Source organism: Nocardia sp. NPDC003693 (assembly GCF_053981095.1).
Window position 1 is genome coordinate 97,610 of record NZ_JBSFNO010000013.1, and the last position, 25,743, is coordinate 123,352.

Annotated in this window: 23 protein-coding genes and 1 pseudogene; 14 read left to right on the forward strand and 10 right to left on the reverse strand. The window is 68.8% G+C overall.

Annotated elements, in window-relative coordinates:
* Nucleotides 1–22 precede the first annotated feature (22 nt).
* Together ACWDOP_RS16810 and ACWDOP_RS16815 are read left to right on the forward strand one after the other, a co-directional pair.
* Nucleotides 23–1,552 (forward strand): FAD-dependent monooxygenase, encoded by a 1,530-nt coding sequence (locus ACWDOP_RS16810; protein ID WP_456345805.1) that lies wholly within the window; start codon nt 23–25, stop codon nt 1,550–1,552.
* Nucleotides 1,553–1,718: 166 nt separating this feature from the next.
* Nucleotides 1,719–2,243, forward strand: a complete 525-nt coding sequence (locus tag ACWDOP_RS16815) for a hypothetical protein (protein ID WP_456345806.1) — start codon at nt 1,719–1,721, stop codon at nt 2,241–2,243.
* A gap of 31 nt (nt 2,244–2,274) precedes the next feature.
* On the opposite strand, the gene ACWDOP_RS16820 is transcribed toward ACWDOP_RS16815, so the two are convergent.
* On the reverse strand, nt 2,275–3,201 hold the full coding sequence (locus ACWDOP_RS16820; RefSeq protein ID WP_456345807.1) for a cyclase family protein: 927 nt from the start codon (nt 3,199–3,201) through the stop codon (nt 2,275–2,277).
* Between the two features lie 156 nt (nt 3,202–3,357).
* Between ACWDOP_RS16820 and ACWDOP_RS16825 the strand changes: the two genes are divergently transcribed.
* Together ACWDOP_RS16825 and ACWDOP_RS16830 are read left to right on the forward strand one after the other, a co-directional pair.
* Nucleotides 3,358–7,248 carry a Pls/PosA family non-ribosomal peptide synthetase gene (locus ACWDOP_RS16825; protein WP_456345808.1) on the forward strand — a complete coding sequence of 1,297 codons (3,891 nt, stop codon included), beginning with the start codon at nt 3,358–3,360 and terminating at the stop codon, nt 7,246–7,248.
* On the forward strand, nt 7,245–8,582 hold the full coding sequence (locus tag ACWDOP_RS16830) for a M1 family metallopeptidase (protein ID WP_456345809.1): 1,338 nt from the start codon (nt 7,245–7,247) through the stop codon (nt 8,580–8,582). Before ACWDOP_RS16825 ends, ACWDOP_RS16830 begins: the two co-directional genes overlap by 4 nt.
* 11 nt (nt 8,583–8,593) lie before the next feature.
* On the opposite strand, the gene ACWDOP_RS16835 is transcribed toward ACWDOP_RS16830, so the two are convergent.
* From ACWDOP_RS16835 to ACWDOP_RS16845, 3 genes are all read right to left on the reverse strand, one after another.
* Nucleotides 8,594–9,553, reverse strand: a complete 960-nt coding sequence (locus ACWDOP_RS16835; RefSeq protein ID WP_456345810.1) for an AEC family transporter — start codon at nt 9,551–9,553, stop codon at nt 8,594–8,596.
* A gap of 230 nt (nt 9,554–9,783) precedes the next feature.
* Nucleotides 9,784–10,566, reverse strand: a complete 783-nt coding sequence (locus tag ACWDOP_RS16840) for a hypothetical protein (RefSeq protein ID WP_456345811.1) — start codon at nt 10,564–10,566, stop codon at nt 9,784–9,786.
* Nucleotides 10,567–10,822: 256 nt separating this feature from the next.
* Nucleotides 10,823–11,827: an LLM class flavin-dependent oxidoreductase gene (locus tag ACWDOP_RS16845; protein ID WP_456345812.1), complete on the reverse strand. Its 1,005-nt coding sequence runs from the start codon at nt 11,825–11,827 to the stop codon at nt 10,823–10,825.
* Nucleotides 11,828–12,333: 506 nt separating this feature from the next.
* Here ACWDOP_RS16845 and ACWDOP_RS16850 point away from each other — a divergent pair.
* Complete coding sequence (locus ACWDOP_RS16850) at nt 12,334–12,909, forward strand: STM3941 family protein (RefSeq protein WP_456345813.1); 576 nt, start codon at nt 12,334–12,336, stop codon at nt 12,907–12,909.
* A 54-nt stretch (nt 12,910–12,963) separates the two neighbouring features.
* Here ACWDOP_RS16850 and ACWDOP_RS16855 read toward each other — a convergent pair.
* Nucleotides 12,964–13,173, reverse strand: a pseudogene (locus tag ACWDOP_RS16855) (hypothetical protein); the annotation flags it as partial.
* An 852-nt stretch (nt 13,174–14,025) separates the two neighbouring features.
* A complete protein-coding gene (locus ACWDOP_RS16860) occupies nt 14,026–14,682 on the reverse strand; it encodes a hypothetical protein (protein ID WP_456345814.1) in 657 nt (218 codons plus the stop codon).
* Nucleotides 14,683–14,962: 280 nt separating this feature from the next.
* Here ACWDOP_RS16860 and ACWDOP_RS16865 point away from each other — a divergent pair, with 280 nt between their 5' ends.
* Nucleotides 14,963–15,349: a hypothetical protein gene (locus tag ACWDOP_RS16865; protein WP_456345815.1), complete on the forward strand. Its 387-nt coding sequence runs from the start codon at nt 14,963–14,965 to the stop codon at nt 15,347–15,349.
* Nucleotides 15,350–15,414: 65 nt separating this feature from the next.
* On the opposite strand, the gene ACWDOP_RS16870 is transcribed toward ACWDOP_RS16865, so the two are convergent.
* Nucleotides 15,415–16,392: a GlxA family transcriptional regulator gene (locus ACWDOP_RS16870; RefSeq protein ID WP_456345816.1), complete on the reverse strand. Its 978-nt coding sequence runs from the start codon at nt 16,390–16,392 to the stop codon at nt 15,415–15,417.
* A 148-nt stretch (nt 16,393–16,540) separates the two neighbouring features.
* On the opposite strand from ACWDOP_RS16870, the gene ACWDOP_RS16875 reads away from it, so the two are divergent.
* Complete coding sequence (locus tag ACWDOP_RS16875; protein WP_456345817.1) at nt 16,541–17,137, forward strand: isochorismatase family protein; 597 nt, start codon at nt 16,541–16,543, stop codon at nt 17,135–17,137.
* On the opposite strand, the gene ACWDOP_RS16880 is transcribed toward ACWDOP_RS16875, so the two are convergent.
* On the reverse strand, nt 17,098–17,970 hold the full coding sequence (locus ACWDOP_RS16880) for a helix-turn-helix transcriptional regulator (protein ID WP_456345818.1): 873 nt from the start codon (nt 17,968–17,970) through the stop codon (nt 17,098–17,100). The two genes, ACWDOP_RS16875 and ACWDOP_RS16880, sit on opposite strands and share 40 nt — an antisense overlap.
* Before the next feature lie 379 nt (nt 17,971–18,349).
* A complete protein-coding gene (locus ACWDOP_RS16885) occupies nt 18,350–18,610 on the reverse strand; it encodes a hypothetical protein (protein WP_456345819.1) in 261 nt (86 codons plus the stop codon).
* A gap of 162 nt (nt 18,611–18,772) precedes the next feature.
* Here ACWDOP_RS16885 and ACWDOP_RS16890 point away from each other — a divergent pair, with 162 nt between their 5' ends.
* From ACWDOP_RS16890 to ACWDOP_RS16905, 4 genes are all read left to right on the forward strand, one after another.
* Nucleotides 18,773–20,344 (forward strand): helix-turn-helix domain-containing protein, encoded by a 1,572-nt coding sequence (locus ACWDOP_RS16890; RefSeq protein WP_456345820.1) that lies wholly within the window; start codon nt 18,773–18,775, stop codon nt 20,342–20,344.
* Entirely contained in the window at nt 20,341–21,231 is an 891-nt protein-coding gene (locus ACWDOP_RS16895; protein ID WP_456345821.1) for a phosphotransferase enzyme family protein, read from the forward strand. The genes ACWDOP_RS16890 and ACWDOP_RS16895 overlap by 4 nt, the downstream gene beginning before the upstream one ends.
* A gap of 58 nt (nt 21,232–21,289) precedes the next feature.
* Nucleotides 21,290–21,967, forward strand: a complete 678-nt coding sequence (locus ACWDOP_RS16900) for a GDSL-type esterase/lipase family protein (protein ID WP_456345822.1) — start codon at nt 21,290–21,292, stop codon at nt 21,965–21,967.
* Nucleotides 21,968–22,100: 133 nt separating this feature from the next.
* Nucleotides 22,101–22,850, forward strand: coding sequence for an SDR family oxidoreductase (locus ACWDOP_RS16905; protein ID WP_456345823.1), 750 nt, complete (start codon nt 22,101–22,103; stop codon nt 22,848–22,850).
* 69 nt (nt 22,851–22,919) lie between these two features.
* Here the strand turns inward: ACWDOP_RS16905 and ACWDOP_RS16910 are convergent, their stop codons facing one another.
* Nucleotides 22,920–23,204: a hypothetical protein gene (locus ACWDOP_RS16910; protein WP_454205244.1), complete on the reverse strand. Its 285-nt coding sequence runs from the start codon at nt 23,202–23,204 to the stop codon at nt 22,920–22,922.
* 281 nt (nt 23,205–23,485) lie between these two features.
* On the opposite strand from ACWDOP_RS16910, the gene ACWDOP_RS16915 reads away from it, so the two are divergent.
* From ACWDOP_RS16915 to ACWDOP_RS16925, 3 genes are all read left to right on the forward strand, one after another.
* Nucleotides 23,486–23,878: an STAS domain-containing protein gene (locus ACWDOP_RS16915; RefSeq protein WP_456345824.1), complete on the forward strand. Its 393-nt coding sequence runs from the start codon at nt 23,486–23,488 to the stop codon at nt 23,876–23,878.
* 1 nt (nt 23,879) lies between these two features.
* On the forward strand, nt 23,880–24,647 hold the full coding sequence (locus ACWDOP_RS16920) for an RNA polymerase sigma factor SigF (protein ID WP_456345825.1): 768 nt from the start codon (nt 23,880–23,882) through the stop codon (nt 24,645–24,647).
* 260 nt (nt 24,648–24,907) lie between these two features.
* Nucleotides 24,908–25,639: a S1 family peptidase gene (locus ACWDOP_RS16925; RefSeq protein WP_454205241.1), complete on the forward strand. Its 732-nt coding sequence runs from the start codon at nt 24,908–24,910 to the stop codon at nt 25,637–25,639.
* The last annotated feature ends 104 nt before the right edge of the window (nt 25,640–25,743 follow it).

Here is a 25,743-nt window from a genome sequence, read left to right on the forward strand (position 1 = left end):
CGGCGGAAATGGAGTTGTACGAATGCCTGTGCTGGACACCGACGTCATCATTGTGGGCGCCGGCCCGAGCGGCCTGATGCTGGCCGGCGAACTGCGTCTCGCGGGGGTGCGGACGCTGGTCCTCGAGCGTCAGCCCGCGATCCGGGACGTGCCCAAGGCCAGCGGGATCGGCGGCCGCATCCTGGATCTGCTGCGCTATCGCGGGCTGTACGAGCGCTTCGAATCCGCGAGCGGCGATCCGCATCTCGCGGCGCGCTTCCCGTTCGGCGATGTGTACCTGGACTTCACCGCGATGGCCGAGCCGCCCATGCGAGCGCTGCCGCTGCCGCAGCGCGAGATCGAACGCATCCTGGACGCGCACGCGCGCGAACTCGGCGCGGAGATCCGCCGGGCCAGCACGGTGATCGGGGTGAGCCAGGACGAGGAGAGCGTGACCGCACGGGTGCTGGGGACCGACGGCGAGTACGACGTCAGCGCCCGGTACCTGGTCGGCTGCGACGGCGGCCGCAGCCGGATCCGCGACCTGGCCGGCATCGACTTCCCGGGCACGACCTACCCGCAGGTCAACCGGTTCGCGGCGGTCACGGTCTCGGACGCGGTGACCGTGCTCGACAACGGCGATATCGACGTGCCCGGCCTCGGCGTGGTGCACGCGGGCTTCACGCGCACCGAACGCGGCGCGTTCGCGTTCGCCGCCACGCCCGGCGGCCTCTCGCTCATGACCACCGAGGACGAGACCGCCGAGTACGACGACGACGAGCCGCTGACGCTGGACGAACTGGGCGCGAGCATCACCCGGGTGCTGGGCGCCGAGGTGCCGCTCACCGGTTCGACCCGGCTCTCGCGCTTCACGTTCAAGGACCGCCAGGCCGAGAGGTACGTTGCCGGCCGGATTCTGGTGGCGGGCGATGCCGCGCACCTGTTCCCCGCGACCGGCACGGCCCTCAACGTGGGCATGCTCGACACCGTCAATCTCGCCTGGAAACTCGCCGCCGACGTGCACGGCTGGGCGCCAGCCGGCCTGGTGGAGACCTACCACGGGGAGCGCCACCTCGCGGGCGCCCGCGCCCGGCTCCAAACGCGCGCCCAGGTAGCCCTGCGCCGCGGCCACGATCCCGCCGCCGACGCCCTGCGCACGCTCGTCCAGGAACTCCTGACCGACGAACAGCCCCTTCAGCGCCTGGGCAACCTGGTCGGGCACAACGACATTCGCTATCCGATGCCGGACGAGAACCCCCACCCCCTCGCGGGCGTCTTCGCCCCGAACCTCGCCCTGCGCATCGGAAACGACGACACCGACGTAGCGACCCTGATGCGCCCCGCCCGCCCGATCCTGCTCGTACTCACCGACCGCCCCGATCTGTCGGCCGTCGCCCGGGACTGGCACGACCGCGTCGACATCCACGTGGGCGAGACGCCCGATCGCCCCGCCGACGCCGTGCTCATCCGTCCCGACGCCCACATCGCCTGGGCGGCCCGTATCGACGAGTCCCCGGACACCGCCGCCGAATCCCTGCGCGCCGCCCTGACCACCTGGTTCGGCAAGTCCTGATCCCGTCCGGCGATGCGGTCGGCCCGCGCTGCCCGGGCTCGCACACGCACCGGGTGACCCGCGGGCGACCGCGCGGGGACGCCGCGACGACAGAATCCCGGGCGACCCGGGTGCGGTCGTCGCGCGGCGCGGTGGTGAGGTGGACGGCGAGTGGAGAGGTATCGGGGTGGGAGACAACAAGAAACTGGTCGGGTTCGCGACGCTGGTGTGGATGCTCGTCACGGCGGTGGCGGTGGTGCTGTTCTTCTCCGGCATCGCCCGGCTCACCCTGCTGGTCGCGGGGTGGACCGACAGCGAACTGCTGTACAGCCTGTCCCTCCCGGTGACCGCGGTCCTCGGGCTGCTGTTCTGGCCGCAGGTACTGGGGCTGCTGTGGCGGGGACGGCTCGCGGCGATGCGCCGGACCGGAGGCAAGACAGTGGGCACCGTCATCGAGACCGGCTACAAGCGGGTGCAACGCACCAACGGGCTCGATCAGCATCGGGTGCGGATCGAGACCGAGTTCCGGCACCCGCGCACCGACGCTGGGCATCGGATTCGAAAGGAGTACGTGTTCAACCAGTTCCGGCACCGGCGGGCACGGTCACTCCAGGAGCGCTTTCCCGAGGGCTCGTCGGTACCCATGCGGGTGCGCGGCAACTACGCGGTCTTCGATATCGGCGAGCGGCCCACGTGGGGCGATATGTGGTGACCCGGCCGGCCCCGCGCGGCCGGGCCGTTTCTCAGAAGATCGCGACCGGGGCCACCGGGGTGCCGGTCGCACCTACGAACGGCTCGGGGGTGGCCGTGAGCAGGAACTCGTAGCGGCCGTGCTCGGCGCAGGCCGCGGACAGCTCCTGCAGGTTCCAGTTCTGGCCCTGCAGCATGCCCATCTCGACCAGGTGCAGGGCGTGCACGCCGAGCCAGACACCCTCGATCTCGGGCGGGAAGATCTCGAAGACCAGGGTGTCGTTGGCCACGGCGGCCACGTCGCGGGCATGGAACCACTCTGGGCAGCGAATCGAGAGCCCGGGTGACGGGACGGCGTAGCCCTCGCGGTCACCGGCCAGGTAGAGCCCGATCTGGCCGGTGCGAACCAGCACGATATCGCCCTGTCGCACCCGCACCCGGCCGTACTCCTCGGCGGCGTCCAGGTCCTCCGGGGTGACGGCGTGGTTGCTCGGCAGCCGTTCCACGCCGTGGGCCGCGGCGACGTCGAGCAGCACACCGCGCGAGACCAGGTGCGTGGCCTTGTCGATCCCGCTGAACTTGGCGCCGCGGTGCGCGGTGATGGTGTCGGCGGGCCGGTTGTTGTAGATGCGCCCCGAATGCGAGACGTGGGTGAGCGCGTCCCAGTGCGTCCCGGCCTGCAAACCCATGGTGACCACGTCATCGCTGGTGGCGACGGTGCCGGGCCCGAACATCTCCCAGTTCACCGCGACCATGCTGTGCAGCGGGTTGACCCGGTTCGGGATCATGCCGGTCTGGATGCCCTGCTGGCTCAGGGGCACGGCCAGTGCGACCCGGTGCCCGGTGCGCACGGTGGCGGCCGCGGCGCGCACCACATTGTCGGTGATGAGGTTGAGGGTGCCGACTTCGTCGTCGGAACCCCAACGGCCCCAATTGTTCACCCGTTTGGCCAGGTCGTGGAAAGCCGATGGTAGTGCCATGCCGCATGAACTTACGGCCAACGGTGCACACCCGACAATCCGCACCACGGGTAGCGTAGACATTCGGTCACCGTGGAGTTCGCCCGCTGGTAACCCTCGTGTGAAACAACAGACGCCGAAGCGTTCGACAGTTCTATGAGAGGTTGGCACGACGCGATGCTGGAGCCCCAGGTCGATACCGCGCTGGGCGAAAGCCCCATGCTGCGGGCGGCGCTCGCCCCACCGGCCCGCACGCTGGTCGACATCCTGGCCGCCACCACGGCCGCGTTCCCGGACGCGCCCGCCATCGACGACGGCGACACGATCCTGAGCTACACCGAACTGACCCGCGCGGTCGAGGCCCGCGTCCGCGAACTGGGTGCGGCCGGGGTGCGCGCGGGCGATCGGGTCGGGGTGCGCATGCCCTCGGGGACGCGCGCGCTGTACGTGAGCATCCTGGCAGTCCTGCACGCCGGAGCCGCGTACGTCCCGGTCGACGCGGACGATCCGGACGAGCGCGCCCGCCTGGTCTTCGGCGAGGCCCGGGTGACCGCCATCCTGACCGCCGACGGCATCGAAACCACCGCCGCGGCAGCGCAATCGGCGGGCGGGCCCACCGCGGCCCCGGACCCCGCCGATGACGCCTGGATCATCTTCACCTCCGGTTCCACCGGCACACCCAAGGGCGTCGCGGTCACGCACCGCAACGCCGCCGCGTTCGTCGACGCCGAGGCCCGGCTGTTCCTGCCCGCCGAGCCGATCGGCACAGAAGACCGCGTGCTGGCCGGTCTCTCGGTCGCATTCGACGCCTCCTGCGAGGAGATGTGGCTGGCCTGGCGCAACGGGGCGTGCCTGGTGCCAGCGCCGCGCGCGCTGGTGCGCACCGGCGCGGACCTGGGCCCGTGGCTGGTGCGCCGGGAGATCAGCGTGGTCTCGACCGTGCCGACACTGGCCGCGACCTGGCCCGCCGAGGCCCTGGACTCGGTGCGCCTGCTGATCTTCGGCGGCGAGGCGGTACCGCCCGAACTGGCCGAACGCCTGGCCGGGACCGACGACCGCGAGGTGTGGAACACCTACGGCCCCACCGAGGCGACCGTGGTCGCGTGCGCGGCGCTGCTGGACGGTTCGTTCCCGGTACGCATCGGCCTGCCGCTGGACGGCTGGGATCTCACCGTCGTGGACGCGGCCGGAAATCCGGTGGGCGAGGGCGAATCCGGTGAACTCGTCATCGGCGGCGTCGGTCTGGCGCGCTACCTGGACCCGGCCAAGGACGCCGAGAAGTACGCGCCGCTGCCCTCGCTCGGCTGGGAACGCGCCTACCGCAGTGGCGATCTCGTACGCAACGACAGCGCGGGCCTGGTGTTCCTCGGCCGCGCGGACGACCAGATCAAGCTCGGCGGCAGGCGCATCGAACTCGGCGAGATCGACAACGCGCTGCAGCACCTACCCGGCGTGACCGGTGCGGCGGCCGCCATCCGAACCACCAAGGCGGGCAACAAGATCCTGGTCGGCTATCTCACCGGTCCCGGCCCCGACTACGACGTCAAGGGCGCCAGGGCGATTCTGGCCGAACAGCTTCCGGCTCCCCTGGTGCCGCGCCTGGCGGTGGTCGCCGACATGCCCACCCGCACCTCGGGCAAGGTCGATCGCGACGCCCTGCCCTGGCCGCTGCCCAAGGCCACCGACGCCGATCCCGGGCTGAGCGAGACCGAACGCTGGGTGGCTGGGCTGTGGGATTCGATCCTGGGCGCGGAGGTCACCGATCCCGGCGCCGACTTCTTCGACCTCGGCGGCGGATCGCTCGCCGCCGCGCAACTGGTCGGCGCGCTGCGCGAACGCCATCCCCGGATCACCGTCGCCGATCTCTACGACTCCCCCCGCCTGGGCGCGCTGGCCGCGATGCTGGACGCCGCCGCACCGGTCGCCGCGGCCGCCGAACGCGTCGTGCGCCCGGTTCCGCTGCGCGCCCAGCTGTTCCAGGTGCTGGCCACCATCCCGCTGACCACGCTGACCGGCCTGCAGTGGCTCACCTGGCTGGCCATCGTCGGCAACATCGCGGCCTGGACCGAATCGCTGGGGTGGCTCCCGCGCCTGTCCTGGTGGTGGGCGCTGCTGGCGTTCGTACTCTTCATCTCCCCGCCCGGCCGGATGGCGCTGTGCGTGGCCGGATCCCGGCTGCTGCTGCGCAACGTCGAGCCGGGCAGCTATCCCCGCGGCGGCTGGACGCATCTGCGGCTGTGGGCCACGGTGCGGCTGTCCGCGGCCAGCGGCGCCGAAAGCCTGTCCGGCGCACCGTGGATGGTGCCGTTCGCACGGGCGCTGGGCGCGCGCATCGGCCGTGGCGTGGATCTGCACACGCTGCCGCCGGTGACCGGCATGCTCGAACTGGGCGACGGGTGCAGCATCGAACCCGAGGTCGATCTGTCCGGCTACTGGATCGACGGCGACCTGGTGCACATCGGGCCGATCAGCATCGGCCCCGGCACCGTGGTGGGCGCGCGGTCGATTCTGCTGCCCGGCACCAGGATCGGGAAGAACGCGGAGATCGCGCCGGGCTCGGCGGTCGCGGGCAAGGTCAAGGGCGAACAGGCGTGGGCGGGCTCGCCGGCGGTCAAGGTCGGTAAGGCACAGCACAACTGGCCCGATCACACCCCGGCGCGGGCTCCGCACTGGGTCGCGATCTTCGGTGTCACCTCCATGCTGCTGGCCGCGGTGCCGATCCTGGGCCTGGGCACCGGCGGCGCGTTCATCGCCTGGTGGATTCGCGACACCACGACGCTGTCGCAGGGGCTCGGCCGCGCGTTCGCGATCCTGCCGGTGGCGACGCTGCTCAGTCTGGGCGTGTACGCGGCGGTGACCATCGTGGCGGTGCGGTTGTTCAGTATCGGGCTGACGCCGGGCTATCACCCGGTGCGCAGCCGGGTCGGCTGGCAGGCGTGGGCCACCGAACGCCTGCTCGACGCCGCCCGCACGTTCCTGTTCCCCCTCTACGCGAGCCTGCTCACCCCGATCTGGTTGCGGTTGCTGGGTGCGAAGATCGGCAAGCACGTGGAGGCGTCCACCGTGCTGCTGCTGCCGAAGTTCACCACGGTCGCCGACGGCGCGTTCCTGGCCGACGACACCATGATCGCCAGCTACGAACTGGGCGGCGGCTGGTTGCACATCGGCGAGGCGAAGGTCGGCAAGCGCGCCTTCCTGGGGAATTCGGGGATGACCGCGCCGGGCCGCCGGGTGCCCAAGAACGGGCTCGTCGCGGTGCTGTCGGCCGCGCCGTCCAAGGCCAAGGCCGGCTCGTCGTGGCTGGGCAGTCCCCCGGTGCGGCTGCGGCGCACGGCCGGAAGCGGGGACACCGCACGCACTTTCGATCCCTCGCCGCGGTTGCGCGTGGCCCGCGCGATCGTCGAGACCTGCCGGTTGATCCCGGTGCTGGTGACCTTCGCCGTGGGGCTCGGGGTGCTGTTCACCCTGGCCTGGCTCGCCCAGACCGTCGGGCACCTGGCGACCGCGCTGCTGAGCGGGCTGGTGCTGCTGGCGGCGGGCGCGGTGGCCGGTGCGGTGTCGGTGGCCGCGAAGTGGTTGCTGGTGGGGCGGATCGGGACCGAGGAGCATCCGCTGTGGAGTTCGTTCGTCTGGCGCAACGAGGTCGCGGACACCTTCGTCGAACACGTGGCCGCGCCCTGGTTCGCGCGCGCCGCGACCGGTACGCCCGTACTGAATCTGTGGTTGCGCGGGCTGGGCGCGCACATCGGCCGCGGGGTGTGGTGCGAGTCGTACTGGCTGCCCGAGGCCGACCTGGTGACCCTGGGCGACGGGGCGACCGTCGAGCGCGGCTGCGTGGTGCAGACACACCTGTTCCATGATCGAATCATGGCCATGGACACCGTGACTCTGGGCGCCGGGGCAACCCTGGGCCCGCATTGCGTCGCCCTGCCCGCCGCGAGTATCGGGGCGGGCGCCACCGTCGGTCCCGCGTCGCTGGTGATGCGTGGGGACACGGTGCCGCCGTCGACCCGGTGGTGGGGCAATCCGATCGCGCCGTGGTCCGGCAAGGGCGGGGCCGCCCGGTGAGGGTGCACAAATTCGCCGAGGAGCCGATCGACGACTACCTGCCGCAGAACGGCAATCGCGGGTACCGGGTGTCCCGGTACGAGCTGGACTTGACCTACAAGGTCGCGAGCAACCGGCTCGCCGGGCGCGCGGAGATCACCGCGGTGACGACCCGTGAGCAGGATCGGTTCGCGCTCGATCTGTCGCAGTCCCTGTCGGTCTCCAAGGTGCTGATCACCGGTGCTCGCGTGGCCAAATACACCCATCAGCACGGCAAATTGGTGATCACCCCGGCTCAGCGGATCCCGGTGGGCGGGGCGCTGTCGCTGGTCATCCAGTACGCGGGCACGCCGCGCCCGGTGCGCGGGCCGTGGGGTGAGGTCGGCTGGGAGGAACTGACCGAGGGCTCGCTGGTGGCCAGTCAGCCCAACGGCGCGGCGTCCTGGTTCCCGTGTGACGATCACCCGAGTTCCAAAGCCAGCTACCGGATTTCGATTACCACCGATACCCCGTACTACGCGCTGGCCAACGGCACGCTCATGCGCAAGCAGACCAAGGCCAGCCAGACGACCTGGGTGTACGAGCAGGCCGAGCCGATGGCGTCCTATCTGGCGACGGTGCAGATCGGGCCGTATCGCAAGCACCGCATCGACACTCGGCGCGGGGCGGTGCCGATGCAGGCGGTGCTGCCGCTGCGGTTGCGCGCGGCGTTCGATCACGATTTCGCGCGCCAGCCGCGCATGATGGAGGTCTTCACCGAGGCGTTCGGGCCGTATCCGTTCGACGGGTACACCGTGGTCGTCACCGACGACGAGCTCGAGATTCCCATCGAGGCGCAGGGCATCTCCACGTTCGGCGCGAATCACTGTGACGGGCAGCGTGGTTCGGAGCGTCTCGTCGCGCACGAGCTGGCGCACCAGTGGTTCGGCAACAGCCTCACAATCTCCCGGTGGCGCGATATCTGGTTGCACGAGGGCTTCGCCTGTTACGCGGAGTGGATCTGGTCCGAGGCCGCGGGCGGGCCGAGCGCCGATCAGCTGGCCCGCACCGCGCACCGCACTCTCGCGCACCTGCCGCAGGACATCCTGATCGGCGATCCCGGTCCGGCGCGCATGTTCGACGATCGGGTGTACAAGCGCGGCGCGCTCACCCTGCACGCGCTGCGGCTGCTGCTGGGCGATCCGAAGTTCTTCAATCTGCTGCGCGAGTGGACGACCCGGCACCGGCATTCCTCGGTGACCACCGACGATTTCACCGATCTGGCCGGGCATTACAGCCCGAACCCGCTGCGGTCGCTGTGGGACGCCTGGCTGTACACCCCGGTGCTGCCCGCGCTGCCGGCCGCCCCGCGGTGACCCGGGCGCGGTCAGCCGGCGACCAGCAGGGCCGCCCAGATCGGCAGTAGCAGCAGCGATACCAGCGTCGATTTCACGACCGCGGCGGCGGCCAGATCGATCTCGGTGTCGTAGCTCTGGGCGAGCAGGAAGAGGTTCTGCGCGGTCGGCATGGCCGCGATCAGGGTCAGGTAGGCGAGCCACGGCTGTCCGATGTGGAACACCGCGTCCGCGATCAGCCACGTCAGGGCCGGGAAGGCCAGGCATTTGCAGGCGATCAGCCAGTATTCGCCGGGTCCGGCGGGGCGCAGGCGCAGACCCGTCCCGCCCAGGTGCAGCCCCAGCGCGAACAGCGCGATCGGCGCGGCGGCGGCGCCGGCGGTGGACAGGCAGTCCAGGATCCAGCCCGGGATCGTGATGCCGGTGAGGTTGGCGGATATGCCGAGCCAGCAGGACAGCACCAGCGGGGTGATCAGCGCGGCCCGGACTCCGCTCCACACCCGGGCCACGGTGGTCCCGGCACCCGGCGCCGCGCCGTCCCCGGGCGCCGATTCGAGCAGGGCGATGATGATCGTGGTCAGGACACAGACCTGCAGCAGCAGGACGGGGAAGATGGGTGCGGCGTCCCCGAAGAGCAAGGCGAAGACCGGGATCGCCAGATACGCCGTGTTGACCTGGCAGGCGGCCATGACACGCAAGGCGATCCCCCGCACCCCGATCCCCCGGGTGTAGGAGACTCCGGCGACCAGGCAGGCGGTCAGGGAGACGGCGAGAACGTAGGCCCCCAGCGCCCACGGGTCGAAGACCCGGCCCAGGTCTGCCGTATAGAGGCTGCCCAGCAGATACGCGGGGATCGCGAAGCGGAACGCGAACTCGGAGAACAGTTTCGAGGCCGACGCGTCGATAATCCCGCGCCGCGCGAACACCACCCCCGCCGCGAACACGAACACCACCGGCGCCAGTTTCGCCGCCATGGCGGTCACGCCACCCACATCACCCTCCACACCCGACCGGCCCAGGAGCCGCGCGGCCGCTCCTACCGGTTCTCGCACTGTTCCGTGCCCGTCACGAACGCGGTAACTGGCCGCGAGCGTACGTCGGGCCATCGGCGAGCGCGCGAGCGCCTGTACGAGCCGAGTCATCGGAGCGCCGAGACGTGAAGCAGGGTCCTCCCACCCGGTCGGCGACGGCGACCCCCGCCGTGCGCGACCGTGCGCCGCTGTCAGCCGGTGATGTCGTTGATGCAGTAGCCTTCCGGGCCCACCGCGACCGTGAACACCATCGGCTGGGTGACGCCGGAGGAGTTCGTGACCGGGACGGTCACCAGTACATCGGAGATCCCCGCCGGGGCGGTGGTCATCTCACCGAAGCCGGTGGTGCCGGTCAGCCTGCCGGGGTTGTTGGCCAGAACCGACCCCGGGCAGACGAGAGGATATTTCCCCTCGATGTCGTCCGCGTTCACCGGCTTGCCGATCCACCGGGACAGGTAGCGGCGCACCGCGTATCGCGCGTCGGCGTCGTCGAACGCCCCGTCCGATCCGGTCGCGTACACACGCGGGCACGCGTACCCCGACGCGATCTCGCTGCGCTTGACGCTGACGGTGGACACCGGCCCCTTCCACAGCACCGCGAACTGCCCGTCGACCCCGGGCTGCGCGACGGCGGCGAGGATAGCGTCCTTGTCGCCGTACATGTTTCGCGCGTTGCCCGGCTCGATCGTCCAGCACTTGCGCACTACGGCGTCCAGGTCCTGCCCGGTAAGGTCCCGCACCCACGGCCGCAAAGCCGCGGCCGCACCGGGATTACCGGGCACCTCCCCGACGGCGGCGGACGCACCCGAGGTGATCGGCGCGGCACTGGTCGTTTCGGCGGAACTGACCGCCGCCGTGGCCGTGGGCAGGCGCGCCGGGCTATGCCCGTCGTGCTGCTCCCCGGATCCACACCCGGTCAGCGCCACCAGCAGCAGTCCCAACCCGAGAACACCGTGCGCTCCACGCTCGATCACTCCCCCATGCTAGCGATCGCCCCACTCCCCCAACGTGACTCGACGCGCCGATCAGCACATTCGACCGTTTTGCCCGTTTTGATCGAACACGGCGTCCGGCGGGTGCGAGGCTCACCAAGACCTTCTGGGCCCGACCGATCCTCGGCCAGGCCCGATGCGACCGGCTCCTCGAAACTCTGCGGGGGAACGCCGACCGCAGTTCAGCAGAGGCCGCGCAGGCCTGACCGCCGGGACGGCACGTTGTCCGGTCACCGATTCATCGAACCGATTCCTGGGCAACGCGATCCGGGGTCGTGAGCTCGACCGAGCGGACGCGGTCGGCGATGTCGGTCGCGTGGTGGGCCAGGATCAACTCGTCGGCGTCGATCGACGCGGCGAAGTCGTCGAGGTAGGCGCGGACCTGATCGGGGGTGCCGACCGCGGTGTAGGTGGTCATCGCCGAGAGCTGGGAGCCGTTGGGCGAGGCCAGGAACGCGTCGATCTCGTCGTCGGTGTAGTCGATGCCGGCGGCGCCGCGCTTGATCATCGCGCGTGCCCGGGCGCGGTAGGCGATGGTCTTCTGCGCGTGGGCGTCGGCTTCGTCCTCGGCGGCGAAGACGTTGGCCCCGGCCATGACGTAAGGCTCGGCGAGTTGCTCGGAGGGCTGGAAACCGCTGCGGTAGGCGGCAACCGCCTGGTGCAGGGCGTCGGGGGCGAAGTGCGAGGCGAACGCGTACGGCAGGCCGAGGTGGGCCGCGAGCTGCGCGCCGAACAGCGACGAGCCCAGAATGTAGAGCGGGACAACACCTTCCGCACGCGGCACGGCCTGCACACCGGGGATGCGGGAATTACCGGACAGATAGCCCTGCAGTTCGAGAACGTCCTGCGGGAAAGAGTCCGCCGAGGACGGGTTGCGCCGCAGCGCGCGCATGGTCTGCTGATCACTACCCGGGGCACGGCCGAGCCCGAGGTCGATGCGGCCGGGGAACAGCGACTCGAGAGTGCCGAACTGTTCGGCGATGACCAGCGGCGAATGGTTCGGCAGCATGATGCCGCCGGATCCGATGCGAATCGAGTCGGTCTGCGCGGCCACGTGCCCGATCAGCACGCTGGTGGCGCTCGAGGCGATCGAGCGCATGTTGTGGTGTTCGGCGTACCAGACCCGGGTGTACCCGCTGCGTTCGGCGGCCCGCGCCAGTTCGACGCTGTTGTCGAAGGCGTCGCGCGCGGTGGCGCCGGGCGCGACCGAGGCCAGATCGAGCAGGGACAGTGCGGGGGCCATACGACGCCGCCTTTCGAAAGACCGGGTGCGATGTTCGGGGCGGGCGCGGTACGCACCCACCCCTGTGACAAGCGTCGCGGGCCCGAACTTATGCCCCGGCGGCCCGGTGAGTGCCGTTACAGTGCTGGCGCACCGCCCGGCGCAGCTCCGACAAACCCGATTTCACCAGTAGCGATCGTGCCAGCGCGAGCACGCTGCGCGAGGAGGCGTCCGTGCTCGCGCAGCCCGCGAGCGCGGCCCGGGTGGCGGGGTCGAGACAGGCCGCCACGACTGCGGCGGCGATCGAGTCGGTATGGGCCGGGCTCAGGACGGTCCAGACGGTGCCGATTCCAACACCGACAGCGGAACAGATCGCGCTAAGAACTCACTTCACTATTCCGCATGAAACCTTGCTCATATCTGTGAGACAATTTTGTTGAGCGACATGATCGTTTGCGCCTCCACGTTAAATCAAGTGGCCGTTTCGGCAACAACTTTCCATAATAGCATCAGACTCCGACGCACCCATGTATCATCACAGCGTGAATCATGGAGCACCATCACATCCACCCACGGTCTACCCGGCTGTTTCGCAGCCCTTCAAGATTGCCGCAACAGTGCTCGGGGGGATATTTCTAGGGACTTCCGGAATAGTATTGATATTTTCCGATGAATTTACCAGGCCCATCGAACAATTTCTGGGTGTCGCAGCATGCTTGCTGCTACTTGTAATGATTCCACTCTCCGTGCGGTACATTCGGGTTCGCAAGCCCTCTCTGGTCATCGACCGAGACGGGATAGAGCTACCCATAGAGGGACGGATCCATTGGCGCGAGATTCACTCGATTCAGCTCCGACCCTTTCAGCGATCACACATGCTCGAAGTGAAGCTTCACAAACCCTCGGAAATAGTTAATAGGATCCCAGCATCAGCCAGAGTACTGGCATTAGTAGCCCGATGGATGGGATGGGGCCCGATCGCAATCTCTCCCATGTCGATCAGACTTGCATTGAACGAGCGAAGACCTTCCGATGTAGAACTACTCGAAGGCGTCGCCTGGGAAATGCGTCGACATAACCCTTCGCTCGCTCGCACATATTGAAGACATCTCAATAGACATCACCAACCGAGACGATTGCCATCTGGTCAAGCTCTAAATGCCGAGTGTGGAACCCAATCCGAGCGCACTGATGATCGCGGCCTTGATCGGGAGCACGAGCGATCCGAAGGTGAGGAACATCAGCAGGGTGGTGACCAGCACCACCAGCGCGATCATCAACGGCATCCGCTCGAGAAGTGCGTCGACCGAGTCCTGTTCGATCGCGGGATGTTCGCTGACCGTCATCTCCACGCCGTCGGGCACCGGCACGGACCGCCAGCACTCGACCACTTGGCAAACGTGTACCACGCATCGGTGCTGTCGCCCCAAGTCCGCAGCACCGTTTCAGCCCATGTTGCTTGCTCTCCAGGCGCCCACCGGATCTCGATCGGTCGATTGATCGCCAAGTCAACGATGACCGCCGGTTGTATGCGCGGGCGTGGTCGTCGCCACGACGGTTCGGTCAAGACCGACGGCAACGCGGTCGAATCGGCATCGGGGAGGCGGGTCACCGACGAATCTTGCTGCTCCAGCATCTGTTTCGCTCCCATACTCGTCGTGGTGAGAAGATAACGATCACGACCGACAGGCCTACGGCACAGAGCCGATATGAGCATCGTCTGGACCATCCTCAACTCGGCCGGATAGAGACTGGTGTCAGGATCGGATCCCGGCCAGTTCAGTGCGTTCACCGGCGAGCGCCGCGGAAGTCCAGAACCGGGCGGTCAGGGGCATTTCAGTGTGTTTGATCTTGGTTGTCGTCGGACCGGTGTCAGGCTGGGGCCAACGGAAACCTGATCATCCGTACCCCACCGTGGCGATCGACCACGAACAGGCGGACGGTCCCAGGTTGGTTGTACGTCAGCCACCGCCGTGGTGGCGCGCATATCTCGTGAGGCCTGTCCTTCAGCCAACGGTCGGTGAAATCGATGTGCTGCAGTCGATCCGCGCCATGTAGGTACGACGTGTCGGTAGCGCCGCGCTGGTGAAGATAGCTTGCCAGCGCGGCGGCCGCGTCCGCCTGGTGACGACCGAGCACGGCGGTCGACCCCGGACGAGCTCGACGAAACCCCGCCCATGGGACGAATTCACACGCCGACCGAGCGCGTCCGAGTCGAGTCAGTTCCGGCTGCCCGGCTCCTCGAACAGCCGGGGCTGCAACTGTTCCTCGGCCCAGTCCAGCGTCTCCCGCAGATCCAGCCACATGCGGCGCCGGTTGGTCGCCGGATCGTTCATGCCGGTCTGGGCGTAGGTCAGTACGCCCCAGAGGATTTCGCGGCGCGCGCTGGGGCTCACGGCGGCGAACGCGACCGGTATGGCGATGCCGACGCGGGTGACGGTGAATCGGTTCTCCGCTCCGTGGATTCCGGCGGTCAGCTGGCGCGGGTCGTCGGTGACCTTGATCCATTCGACGATGGTGCCGGGGACCTGCTCGACGAGCATCGCGGTGATCTGCTCCCGGATCATCTCCTCGGGATCGAAGCCGAGGCGGCCGATGAAGGTGTCGTCGCTCGCGAGCCTGGCGAAATCGTCGGCGGGCGCGCCGTGGTTCGGGTTCTCCTCGAACTCGCCTGTCAGAGCGCCGTTCTCATCGACCAGCCAGCAGCCCTTGACCGCCTCCGCCGGGACGTACCCGTCGGGATCGTCGACATACTCACGGTCGATCGCGGCGACCACGCCGCTGGGATTCTCCAGGGCCGCCGCCACCAGTCCGGCGTCGGGCACCCAGTCCGCGGGCGCCCGCACCACGCGGCGCTGCGAATTCGAAGAGGTCACCGTGCATCCCTTTCATCTCGTTACGCTCAGATTAGCCCGATCGCCCGGTGCGCCGACTCAGGCGACACGCCAAAGCCACGCTCCCGCAACAACACTGACCCTACGATCCGCGCCGGTCGTACCGCCGCCGCGCGACCACCGTGCCGAGGCGGGCGCGGCGAGCCCGCGCGGGATCGTGGATGCACGATAGCGGCCCCGCCCGCACCGCGCTCCCCCGCCCCGACACGCGCACCGCGCAGGTTCCGCTGATCCGCTGACCAGGGGTGGCACCCTGTCGCCTGTGACCGATTCGCTGACGATGGCCGCGATCGAAACCGTCTCTCGGACGGTCAATTCCTATGCGGTCGCGGCCGCCGGGAAACCCCTGCCGCAGGTGACCTGGATGTGGGAGTGCTGCGCCCGCCTGGCCACGACCCCCGCCGACACCTCACCCGAGGCCGAGTTCTGCGGCACCATCGACCCCGACCTGCCCAGCATCGAGGCGACTTCCCACCTCCTGCAGTGGGCGCAGGCCCTGAACATGACCGAGACGACCACCGACCGCGAGGCCGCCGACGGCCGCCGCAGCTTTACCTGCGCCCTCGCCGACTCCCGGATCCGCCTGACCGCGTTCGTCGAATCCCTATGCCCCGCAACCGAAACCCAGCCCCTGGTGATCATGTCCTGACCCCGCGACCATCGTCACGTCCGTGGCGATCGGGAATCACCCGCGAGAACGCCAGCCACGCCGAGTCAGTTGATGCGGAAGCGATTTCGGTACTCGGTGGGGGTGACGTCGAGGGTCCGGCGGAAGGCCCGGGTCAGGGTGTCGGTCGTGTTGAAGCCGGAGCGGGTGGCTATCCGATCCAGGGTCGCATCGGTCGTCTCCAGCTGGTTGCGAGCCACCTCCACGCGGGCGGACTCGATGTAGGCGGCCGGGGACATACCCAGCTCGGACTTGAAGATCCGGTTGAGCTGACGTTCGCTCATGTGGGCCTCGGCGGCCAGGTCGGTGACCGTCAGCGGGGACGCGATGTTGCGAGTGATGTAGTGCCGCAACGCGTCCACGCGGCGGGTGGTCGATATGGGTTCCAGGGACACGCTGAACTGGCTCTGGCCGCTGGGGCGCTTGAGGTACATCACCAGCTGGCGGGCGACCCGCAGGGCGGGGGCGTCGCCGAAGTCGTCGGCCACCAGCGCGAGCGCCAGGTCCAGGCAGGCGGTGAGTCCGGCGCCGGTCCAGACGTTCCCGTCGCGGATGAAGATGGGATCGGCGTCCACCTCGATCGCCGGGTGGTCGGCGGCAAGCTGCTGCGCGGTCGACCAGTGCGTGGTGGCGCGTTTGCCGTCGAGCAGGCCGGCGTCGGCCAGAATGTGCGCGCCCACGCAGACCGAGGCCACGCGCCGGGCCGCGCCGGACAGGGCACGGACGCGGTCGACCACGGCGGGGTCGCTGACCGCTCGGACGCGGCGGCGTTCATCGACCTCGACCGCGCCGGGTATCAGCAGCGTGTCGATGGCGCGCCCGGTCAGCTCGTCGAAAGTCACGTCCGGCAGGACACGCACCCCGGCCGAGGTGGTGACCGGATCCATGGTCTCGGCGGCCAGCACCACGTGATAGCCGGTGGGTTCGTCCATCTCCCGCTGCAACAGCGCGAAGACCTCCGGCGGCCCGGTGACGTCGAGCAGGTCGACGCGGTCGAACAGCACGACGACGATCAAGCGCTCCACGGGTGACCTTTCCAGCGATCGGGCGATGTCCGATTCTGCAGGTTACCCGACATTCCCGACACGCCGAATCCGGCCTAGCGTGGAACACATCGCCCCTCGATGCGAAGCGCGATACCGAAACCCACTGCAGCAGAAGGATATTGAAGAAATGACCCGCCAGAGCACCACGCTGCGCGACCTCAACGGCTTCGACTCGACCCCGGCGGCGCTGGCCGATTCGACGCTGATCCTGATCGACTACCAGAACACCTACACCCAAGGCGTCATGGAGCTGACCGGCTGGGAAACGGCCCTGGACGCCGCCGCAGACCTCCTGGCCCGCGCTCGCGCGGCCGGTGCGGCGATCATCCACGTGGTCAACGACGGCGGCGTCGGCACCCCCTACGACATCACCGCCGAGATCGGGCAGATCCATCCCCGCGTCGTGCCCGTCGAGGGCGAGCCCGTGGTGATCAAGACCGCGCCCAACGCCTTCGTCGGCACCGATCTCGCCGACCGGGTCGACGCCGCCGGCAACAAGCGGGTGGTGGTGGCCGGTTTCATGACCCACATGTGCGTCACCTTCACCACCGAGGGCGCGTTCCTGCGCGGCAATGAGCCCACCGTGGTCGCCGACGCCTGCGCGACCCGCCCGCTGCCCTCGGCGGTCGGCGCGGTGTCCGCCGAGCAACTGCACGCGTCCGCGTTGGCGACGATCGGCGATCTCTACGGCGTCGTCGTCCCGACCGCGTCCGCGCTGGGCTGAGCCGCGGCCGCCGCAGTCCCGGCCATGGCGCTCAACAGGTGCAGGTTCTGTTCGGACGCCGAGCCGGGTTCGGCGTGATAGGCGATGAGGATCTGCCCCGGCGCTCCGGTGACGGTGAACGTCTCGTACGAGAGCGTCAGCTCACCGACCAGCGGGTTGCGAAAGCGCTTGACCCCACCGGCTTTGGCGCGCACGTCGTGCCGCGCCCAGAGCCGGCGGAAGTCGGCGCTGCGCAGCGAGAGCTCCCCGACCAGCTCGACCAGCCGCGGGTCGTCGAGGTCGTCCCCCGCCGTGGCACGCAAACTGGCCACGGTGTCGGCGGCGATGGCGGGCCAGTCCGCGTACACCTCCCGCGCCTGCGGGTCCAGGAACACCATGCGAACCTGGTTGACCCCCGGCACCGAGCACGCGTTCAAAATGGCCGCGAGCGGGTTGGCGGCCAGCACGTCCAGGTGCCTGCCCAACACCACGGCCGGCGTACGCGGCCACGAGTCCATGAGCCGCAGCAGCCCGGCCGCGACCTTCTCGGGCCGCCGCGCCGCCCGCCGCCGCCGCGCGACCGGCCGGGCCAGCCCCCGCAGATGCGCGGCGGCTTCCTCGTCGAGCGCGAACACCCGGGCCAAAGCCTCGAGCACCTGCTCGGAAGGCCGCTTGTCCCGCCCCTGCTCGAGCCGCACGTAGTAGTCCGCACTGACCCCCGCCAACAGCGCGACCTCTTCCCGCCGCAACCCCGCGACCCGCCGCTGCCCGCCCCCGGCCAGCCCGAATTCTTCCGGCCGGGTCAGCGCCCGCCGCGCCCGCAGGAATTCCCCGAGTTGGTTGTCGGTGCTCATCAGTCGAGCGTAGGGCGTTCGAGGCGAGGCTGGGTGGCCCTGTCACCCCCAGGAAGGTTGTGGCGCCGGGCCCGGATTCGAACTCTCGCCGCCCAGCTGGACGGCCGGCGCGCGGCAGGGATCGGCCGCTCCGGCGCAGTCGGGGCGGCCACCACGCGGCGGTCGGCGGCCACACTGCGTGCCGGGCGGGGTACCAAACGCACCGCCGGTCAATCGTGCCCACTGCCACGCAACGCGAAGAACCCCCGGCACGGTTGCGGTGGGCCGAGGGTTCGTCGCGCGATGGGTTGTGGAGCAACACCATCGGGTTGTCCTGAATCGCTCTATCCATCACCCCTTTCCATATCCCGAGCATCGAAGTGGCTTCGAGCGGAATCGGTTACGCACCGTCCACACGGTCGCGCGGCAGCTCGGTCAGTAGCGAGGTCATCCGCCGGGCATAGGTCTCCTCCGGATGAACGGTGATCACGTCGAGCTGCCGCACCAGACACCCCGGAACAACCGCACCCTCGAAATGCTCCGGACCGGGAACGATGACCGCCTCTGCGTTCAACCGCGTCGCCTGCGCCTTCAACCGCGCCAGAGGCGGCCGCCCGAACCGCGGGTCGTAGACCACCGTGTCGGCGAAGTCGTAGCCCAAACGCTCAGCGAGCCTGCGAATTCGGCTCTGGTCCCATAGTTGGGCAGGGCCGGACACGTCGGTCCGTAAGTAGCCCAGGCACGTTGGCTTATGAGGCATGTCCACCCTCTCCCACAGCGACTCGTCTGCACCGCGGTCTCTGTCGACGCCAAGAAAACTCAGATGGAAGCCGGAATCACCCCCGGCTTCGCGATGGCTGACCTGAAGCTCCAACACCCCACCCGCGAATCTGAAGACCTCGTTCCCTCGGTTCATCGGTGCCCCCTGATCGTTGCGATGCGGCCGCGTGATTCGCGGTGTCGCACAGCGAGCAAACCGCGAGGTGAGACAGGCAAGAAAGATGGCAAGTCCCGACGAAAGCGCCCTTGCCACCCTCGCGCGATGGACCAGAATGAATCCATGGCCGAGGGCGAGTGCGACCCGACGATCGAACCCGACGAACAACCACCGACGACCGCCGATCAACTGGCGCGAGAGATCAAGCGGCTCCGGAAGGAGGCGGGCATCTCGCAGCGCACACTGGCCTCGATGGCCGGATACTCACGCCAGTACGTCACGATGACCGAGTGGGAGGACGCCAACCTTCCGTCGCCCGAAGTTGTTGCCGCGATCGACAAAGCCCTACGCGCGGACGGTTCGCTCGTCGCCCTTCGGACACGGGCGGATGCCGCCCGGCAGGAGCGACGCCGTGCCACCGGAGCACTCGACGCAACTGATCAACCCGGCAGATCGCTCACCGCCAACGTCTTCAGCCCGTACAACCTCGATTCCGCGCCCGCGTCGTACGCGCCCGATCCGGACTGCACCGGGACCGCGACGTGGTCGGATGTCGAACTGGTGCGAGCGGCAGCCCGCCGCGCGGCGACTGCGGAAAACATGCACGGTGGCGGGTCGGCCAGTACCGCTGCCAATCAACAGCTTTACGCATTCGCACCACTCGTACGACGCAGGGCCACGCCCGAAACACGCAGGGCACTACTCGAAGCGGTGGGCAACCTGAGCGGAGTCGCAGCCTTCGCCGCCTTCGATATCGCCGACTTCCCCACGGCGGATGAGCACTCTCGATTCGCCCTGTGGTGCGCGGACTCCGCCGGATCATGGGAATTACGCGCGAGCATTCTCGCCGACATGGCCCGCATGGCGGCCTACACCAGCGGCATCGACAATGCGCTGTCACTCATCGAACTCGCCCAGGTCCGCTCCGATCGACTCGCGGCCACCACCCGGGCCATGCTCAGCGCGCTGCGGGCACAGTTCCTCGCCGCACTGGGACGTACCGACGAGGCGCTGGCCGAAGTCGCGCGTTCGGACGACTACTTCGCCGACAGCACGCCGGGCGAGGACGTGCCGTGGATGTGCTATTACGACGAAGCCGAACACCTCGGAAGCACCGGCAAAGCACTCATCCCGGTCGCACTGGCGCGCAACCGGATCGAGTTGGCCGCACCCCGAATAGACCAGGCCATCCGTCGTCAGAGCGAACGCTACCCCCGGTCGCAGACTTTCTCGCTCACGCGATTGGCCACCCTGACGATGCGGATAGGCGACCCCGGAGAGGCAGCCGAACTCGGTATCCGGGCGGTTAGGCAGGGGACTCTTCTACGCTCGCAACGCATTCGAGATGAGATCCAGGTGCTGTCTCGCGCCGCGATCAAACACCTTGCCGTCCCCGGAGTGCACGAACTGTACAGCTCGATCAACGACGACCGGGAGAAATCCGAGGCGTCCGCATGAGTCAGCCCGGCGAGGGGTCAAGCGCCGCCAGGGTGTTGCGCCGCGCGGCCCGGGTCAACGGCATCGACATCAGTGATGTGACCCCCATCCGCGACGGCTCGCACGCGATCTTCGAACTGCCCGGCGGCATCGTCGCACGGGTCGGCCCGCCGAACACCTATCGTGCGGCGCAGCGAGAACTACGTATCTCGCAGTGGCTCAACGAGAATGGGATCGAGGCCGTTGCCGCGGTGGACGCGATTCCACAACCCACCCTCGTCTACGACCGGCCGGTGACCTGGTGGACCCTCATCCCGGACCATCGGCCGTCCACACCCGAAGAACTCGGCGGCATGCTCCGCCGCTTGCACGCGCTGACGCCGCCGACGGATATTCCGCTTCCCGCCTACGCGCCCTTCGACGGCGTCCTGGGGTCCATCGAGTCCGCGACCACGATCACCGACGCCGACCGCGACTGGCTCGTGGAACTGTATTCGCAACTGCGGCAACAGTATGACGATCTGGACATGCCCTCGCGGCCCTGCGTCATACACGGGGACGCCTGGCAAGGGAATCTGGTCGTGCCGCTCTCCGGCGAGCCCGTGGTGCTCGATCTCGACGGCGTCTCCATCGGCCGGCGCGAATGGGATCTCATCCCACTCACGGCCGACCACGTGGACTTCCATCGAATTTCCGACGCCGAATACCGGCGATTCGCCGAGGCCTACGGCGACGACATCACCGACTGGCCCGGTCATCGCCTACTCGCCGACATCCAGGAACTCCGATGGCTCGCCTTCGCGCTCCGCAAGTCCGGTTCCCGGCCATCCGCCGCGACCGAGGCCGAGCATCGCATCGCCTGTCTACGCGGCTTGGTCCCGAAACCCTGGACCTGGCAAGCGCTCTGAAATCCTCCGAGCACACGGTCACACCTGAGCCGTCGGCCGCACCGGGAGAATCGTGTCGATGATCGTCAATCCACTTGCCCGAACAGTCTTGTGCTTCGGAGATTCCAATACCTTCGGTCAACGGTCGGAAGGAACTGGCAGATGGCCGGCTGACGTTCGTTGGACGGGTCTGTTGCAGACCGAACTGGGCAACGAATTCTCGGTTATCGAGGAAGGCTTGGGAGGGCGAACCACCGATCTGGACGACCCGGAACGTTGGGATCGCAATGGCCGGAACTACTTCCACCCCTGCCTGCGCAGCCATTCACCCTTGGACATCGTCGTCATCATGCTGGGGACGAACGACCTCAAGGTCAGGTTCGACCGAAGTCCGGTGGACACGGCCACCGCATTGCACGGATACATCGACGACATCGATCAGGCAGCGTGGACACGCACGGGCGAAGTACCGACGATCGTCTTGGTGAGCCCAATCCATCTCGACGCCGCCGCGCCCGAATTCGTCGAGAGCACTTCGGAATTCAATGCTGACTCCGTGCTCAAATCACGCGAACTCGGCGCGGCGATTCGCACCGTCGCAGAGCGGCGTGGTGCCCTGTTCATCGACGCGTCAACCGCAGCACGACCAGGCCGCGACGGACTACACCTGAGCCTGGACTCACACGAACCGCTGTCAAAGCTGGTCGCCCAGGAGATTCGTCGAGCGGTCGTCTTGCGGCAGCACACAACACCGTGACCGCCCAGCCCGACGGCTGCACGTTCGAGCACCAACCCGCACCGAAACCACCCACAAGCCCCTGGGTAGCCCTGGCACTACCAGGAACTCCGCGACCTGGCACGGGCCACCGACCTGCACGAACGTTGTTCCCATGACGAACACACTTGCAGGACGTACCGCCGTGATCACCGGAGCCACCAGCGGAATCGGCGCCGCCACCGCGCGGCGGCTGGTCGCCGACGGCGCGCGGGTCGCGCTGCTCGGGCGGCGTAAGGAGCGGCTCGACGAGCTGGCGGGGGAACTCGGGGCGGGGGCCATCGCGGTCCACGCCGACGTCAGTGACCGGCAGTCGGTGCTGGACGCGGCGGCCTCGGTCCGGGCCGCGCTCGGACCGGTCGACGCCGTCGTCGCCAACGCGGGGGTCATGCTCGCCGCGCCGTACGAGTCGGCGCACACCGGCGAGTGGGACGAGATGGTCGGTACCAACATCAACGGATTGCTCTACACCGGAAGGGCTTTCATCGACGACCTGCTCGCCGTGGCCGGGGCGGGCGGGGCCGCGGACCTGGTCCACGTCGGCTCGATCGGTGGGCACCAGGTCTTCCCCAACTACGCCGTCTACACCGCCACCAAGGCCGCGGTCGCCCACCTCACCCGCAACCTGCGGGCCGAGTACGGTCCGCGCGGGGTTCGGGTGCGCACCATCGAACCCGGCTTCGTCGGCACCGAGCTCGGCACCGGCATGCGCGACGAGACCCAGCTCGCCCAGCTCGAGCAGTGGCGCACCGGCTTCGAGATCCTGACCCCCGAGGACATCGCGGACGCCATCGCCTACTCCCTGGCCGCTCCTACCCGCGTCAACATCGCCGAACTGATCGTCGTCCCGACGTTGCAGGGCTGATCCCGACCGCCCATCCGCCCGGCTATCGGCCCTCCGGTAGCCGGGCACCGCCGCGTCCGGCGACACGAACTACCCGTGCACCTCCAGCAGCTCGAGCGCATCGTCGTACGACGCGCGTGCGTGGCGAACCTCGGCCACGACAACCACCAGCCCGGCGGCAAGGCAGACGAGGCTGGTGGCGGCGCCGAGGGCGAGCCAGCCGGGAGAACCGGAGGCGGCGGCGGTGAGGGTCGATCCGAGGGCGATGATGCCGACGAGTAGCAGGGCGAGGCCGGGGCCGTTGCAGGTATCCAGGAGAGCCTCGGCGGGCTGCTGTCTCGTATCGGTGGCAGTGTCCGAAAAACGTGCGCTCATCGCGGGATCTCCTTCGGAAGTGTTCTCCCCACCCCCTTTGTTGCCAGCGGCGGCCGATCCGAAACCCGGCCGAAATTCGCACACCTCGCAGGCAACGGTTTGGCCACGCGCGGGGAGGGGTAACCCCAGAGGAGGTTGAGAATACAGCCGATCCTGGTCCGTGCCGCGTCCGGCGAGATCAGTCCACCTCTCGACAGCCGGACAGCGCACCGCCCGACCGCGGTGAGTCGCCGACATGGTGGATCGACGCGGATGGACACCCCCTCACGGGAGGTTTCGCCGTGTCCGCAACCGCAGCTCTGCCGGGGCGTATCGAGGTCGACATGCCGTCGCTCCGCCTCGCGTCCCGGGCGCACGACGACTCCCCGCACGTGCACGCCATCATCCGCATCGAGGGCGAACTGGACGCCCTCGTGCTCCCCGAATTCCGCCGGACCCTGACCGACGCGCTGCGCGCGGCCGCCGCCATCGTGGTTCTCGACCTGCGCAACACCCGGTTCCTGAGCATCGGCAACGCGGCGGTGCTCATCTGCGCCGCGACCGAGGCCGTGGCGAACGGCGTGGATCTGCGCACGGTCGTCGGCCGGCGCGAGGTCGACCGCGTCCTGCGCCTCACCGGCGCGCGCGGCCTGCTCAACTCCTACCCCAACCTGCCCGCCGCGCTGGAGGTCTGAGGTGACGCGAGTCAACAGCTACGACGACATCGAGGCCGCGTTCACAGAACTCGAGCAGGCCGACGACACCGACCGTAATGTCCTGCGCGAGCACATAATCGAACGCTGCCTGCCACTGGCCGAACACATAGCGCGCCGCTTCGCCGGCCGCGGGGAGACCTTCGACGACCTGCTGCAGGTCGCCCGTCTCGGCCTGGTCCGCGCGGTCGACCGCTTCGAGGTCGCGCGCGGCTCGCCGTTCCTGTCCTTCGCCGTGCCGACCATCATGGGCGAGGTCCGCAGGCACTTTCGCGACTACACCTGGGCGGTGCGAGTTCCCCGTCGCACCAAAGAAATTCAGGTCCAGCTCGGCTCCACGATCGAACTCCTGGCACAGCGCCTGGGGCGCATGCCCAGGGCCCGCGAGATCGCCGCGGAACTCGACATCGATCTACTCGAGGTGACCCAGGCGCTCATCGCCTCCAACGCCTACCAGGCGTCGTCGCTGGACACCACGATGACCGGCGACGACAGCGACAACGCCCCGCTGCCCCGGGCCGAGACGCTCGGCGGCGTCGAACCCGACTACGAGCTCATCGAACAGCGCCTGGCGGTACGCCCGCTGCTGGCCGAGCTGCCCGATCGCGAGCGCAGGCTGCTGACCATGCGCTTCTTCGAATGCAAGACCCAGACCCAGATCGCCGACGACCTCGGCGTATCCCAGATGCACGTGTCCCGCATGCTGACCCGCACCCTGAACCGCCTGCGCGAGGACGCGCTGCGCGAGTGAGTGCCCGGGCCCGGCACCGCCGGGCCCGCTTCACACATCCCAGGTCGGGGCTGGTTCGGGCCACCGAGCCACCCAGGCTGGGCGAGCGCGCCGAGCACCCGTCGAATTCGACGCAGCGCTCGCTTGCTTAAACTGAACCGACCGGTATGTTTGTCCGGGCACAGCTTCACGGGTCCGCCTGGCGGGCGTTCTTCGCGAGTACGCGTCCCATCCGACACACACGAATGGCCTCAGTGGTATCCACACCCGGGAGGTTCGGCATGTTGTCTTTGGCAAGGATGTGCACCAGCGCCGGATCCCTCTCCGCCGCAACGCTCTTCACGCTCGCCGCACTGCTGCCCGGCAGCGCCGCCGCGAACGGGCCCGCCCCGATGGGCGGTGGTTCGGGCATTGCCATCGGCACCGGCGACCCCGGCGTGGTCGGCTTGTGCACCCTGACCGCCATCGGCTACGACAACGCCGATCGCCTGGTCGGCATCACCGCCGGGCACTGCGGAAACCCCGGCATGCCGGTCTGGTCCGAGGCCTCGCCCGGCACCGGGATCATCGGCCAGTTCGTCGAGGTCGACCACTACTGGGACTGGGCGATCATCGAATTCGACGCCGCACGCGTCGTACCGGTCCGCCAGGTCACCCAGAGCGTGATCAACGGCGTCGGCGCGCCGCCCGGACCACTGTCCTGGGTGTGCAAGAACGGGCGCACCACCGGGTTCACCTGCGGGCCGGTCTGGGAGGACCTCGGCGGCGGGTTCAGCAGCCACGTCTGCGCGGACTACGGCGACTCCGGAGCGCCCGTGCTGGTCGGCGACCGGCTGGTGGGCATGATCATCTCCGGCCAGGCGATCCACCTGGGCGGCCTGGTCATTCGACTGCCCTCGTGTTCGAACCCGCTCAACCCGATTCACGAACCCGACGTGGCGACGGGCATCGACTTCATCCTCGGCGACATCGACCAGCGCGGCGGGGCGGGCGCCGGATTCCGCTTCCTCTGACCCGAGCCGGCCGGTCGGCTCGGATTCCCGTGTCGTACCGGCCATCCGGTCGACTGCGCTACATTCTCAGCGGGCCGCGACGCCGATTCGGGCGCGGCCCGCGG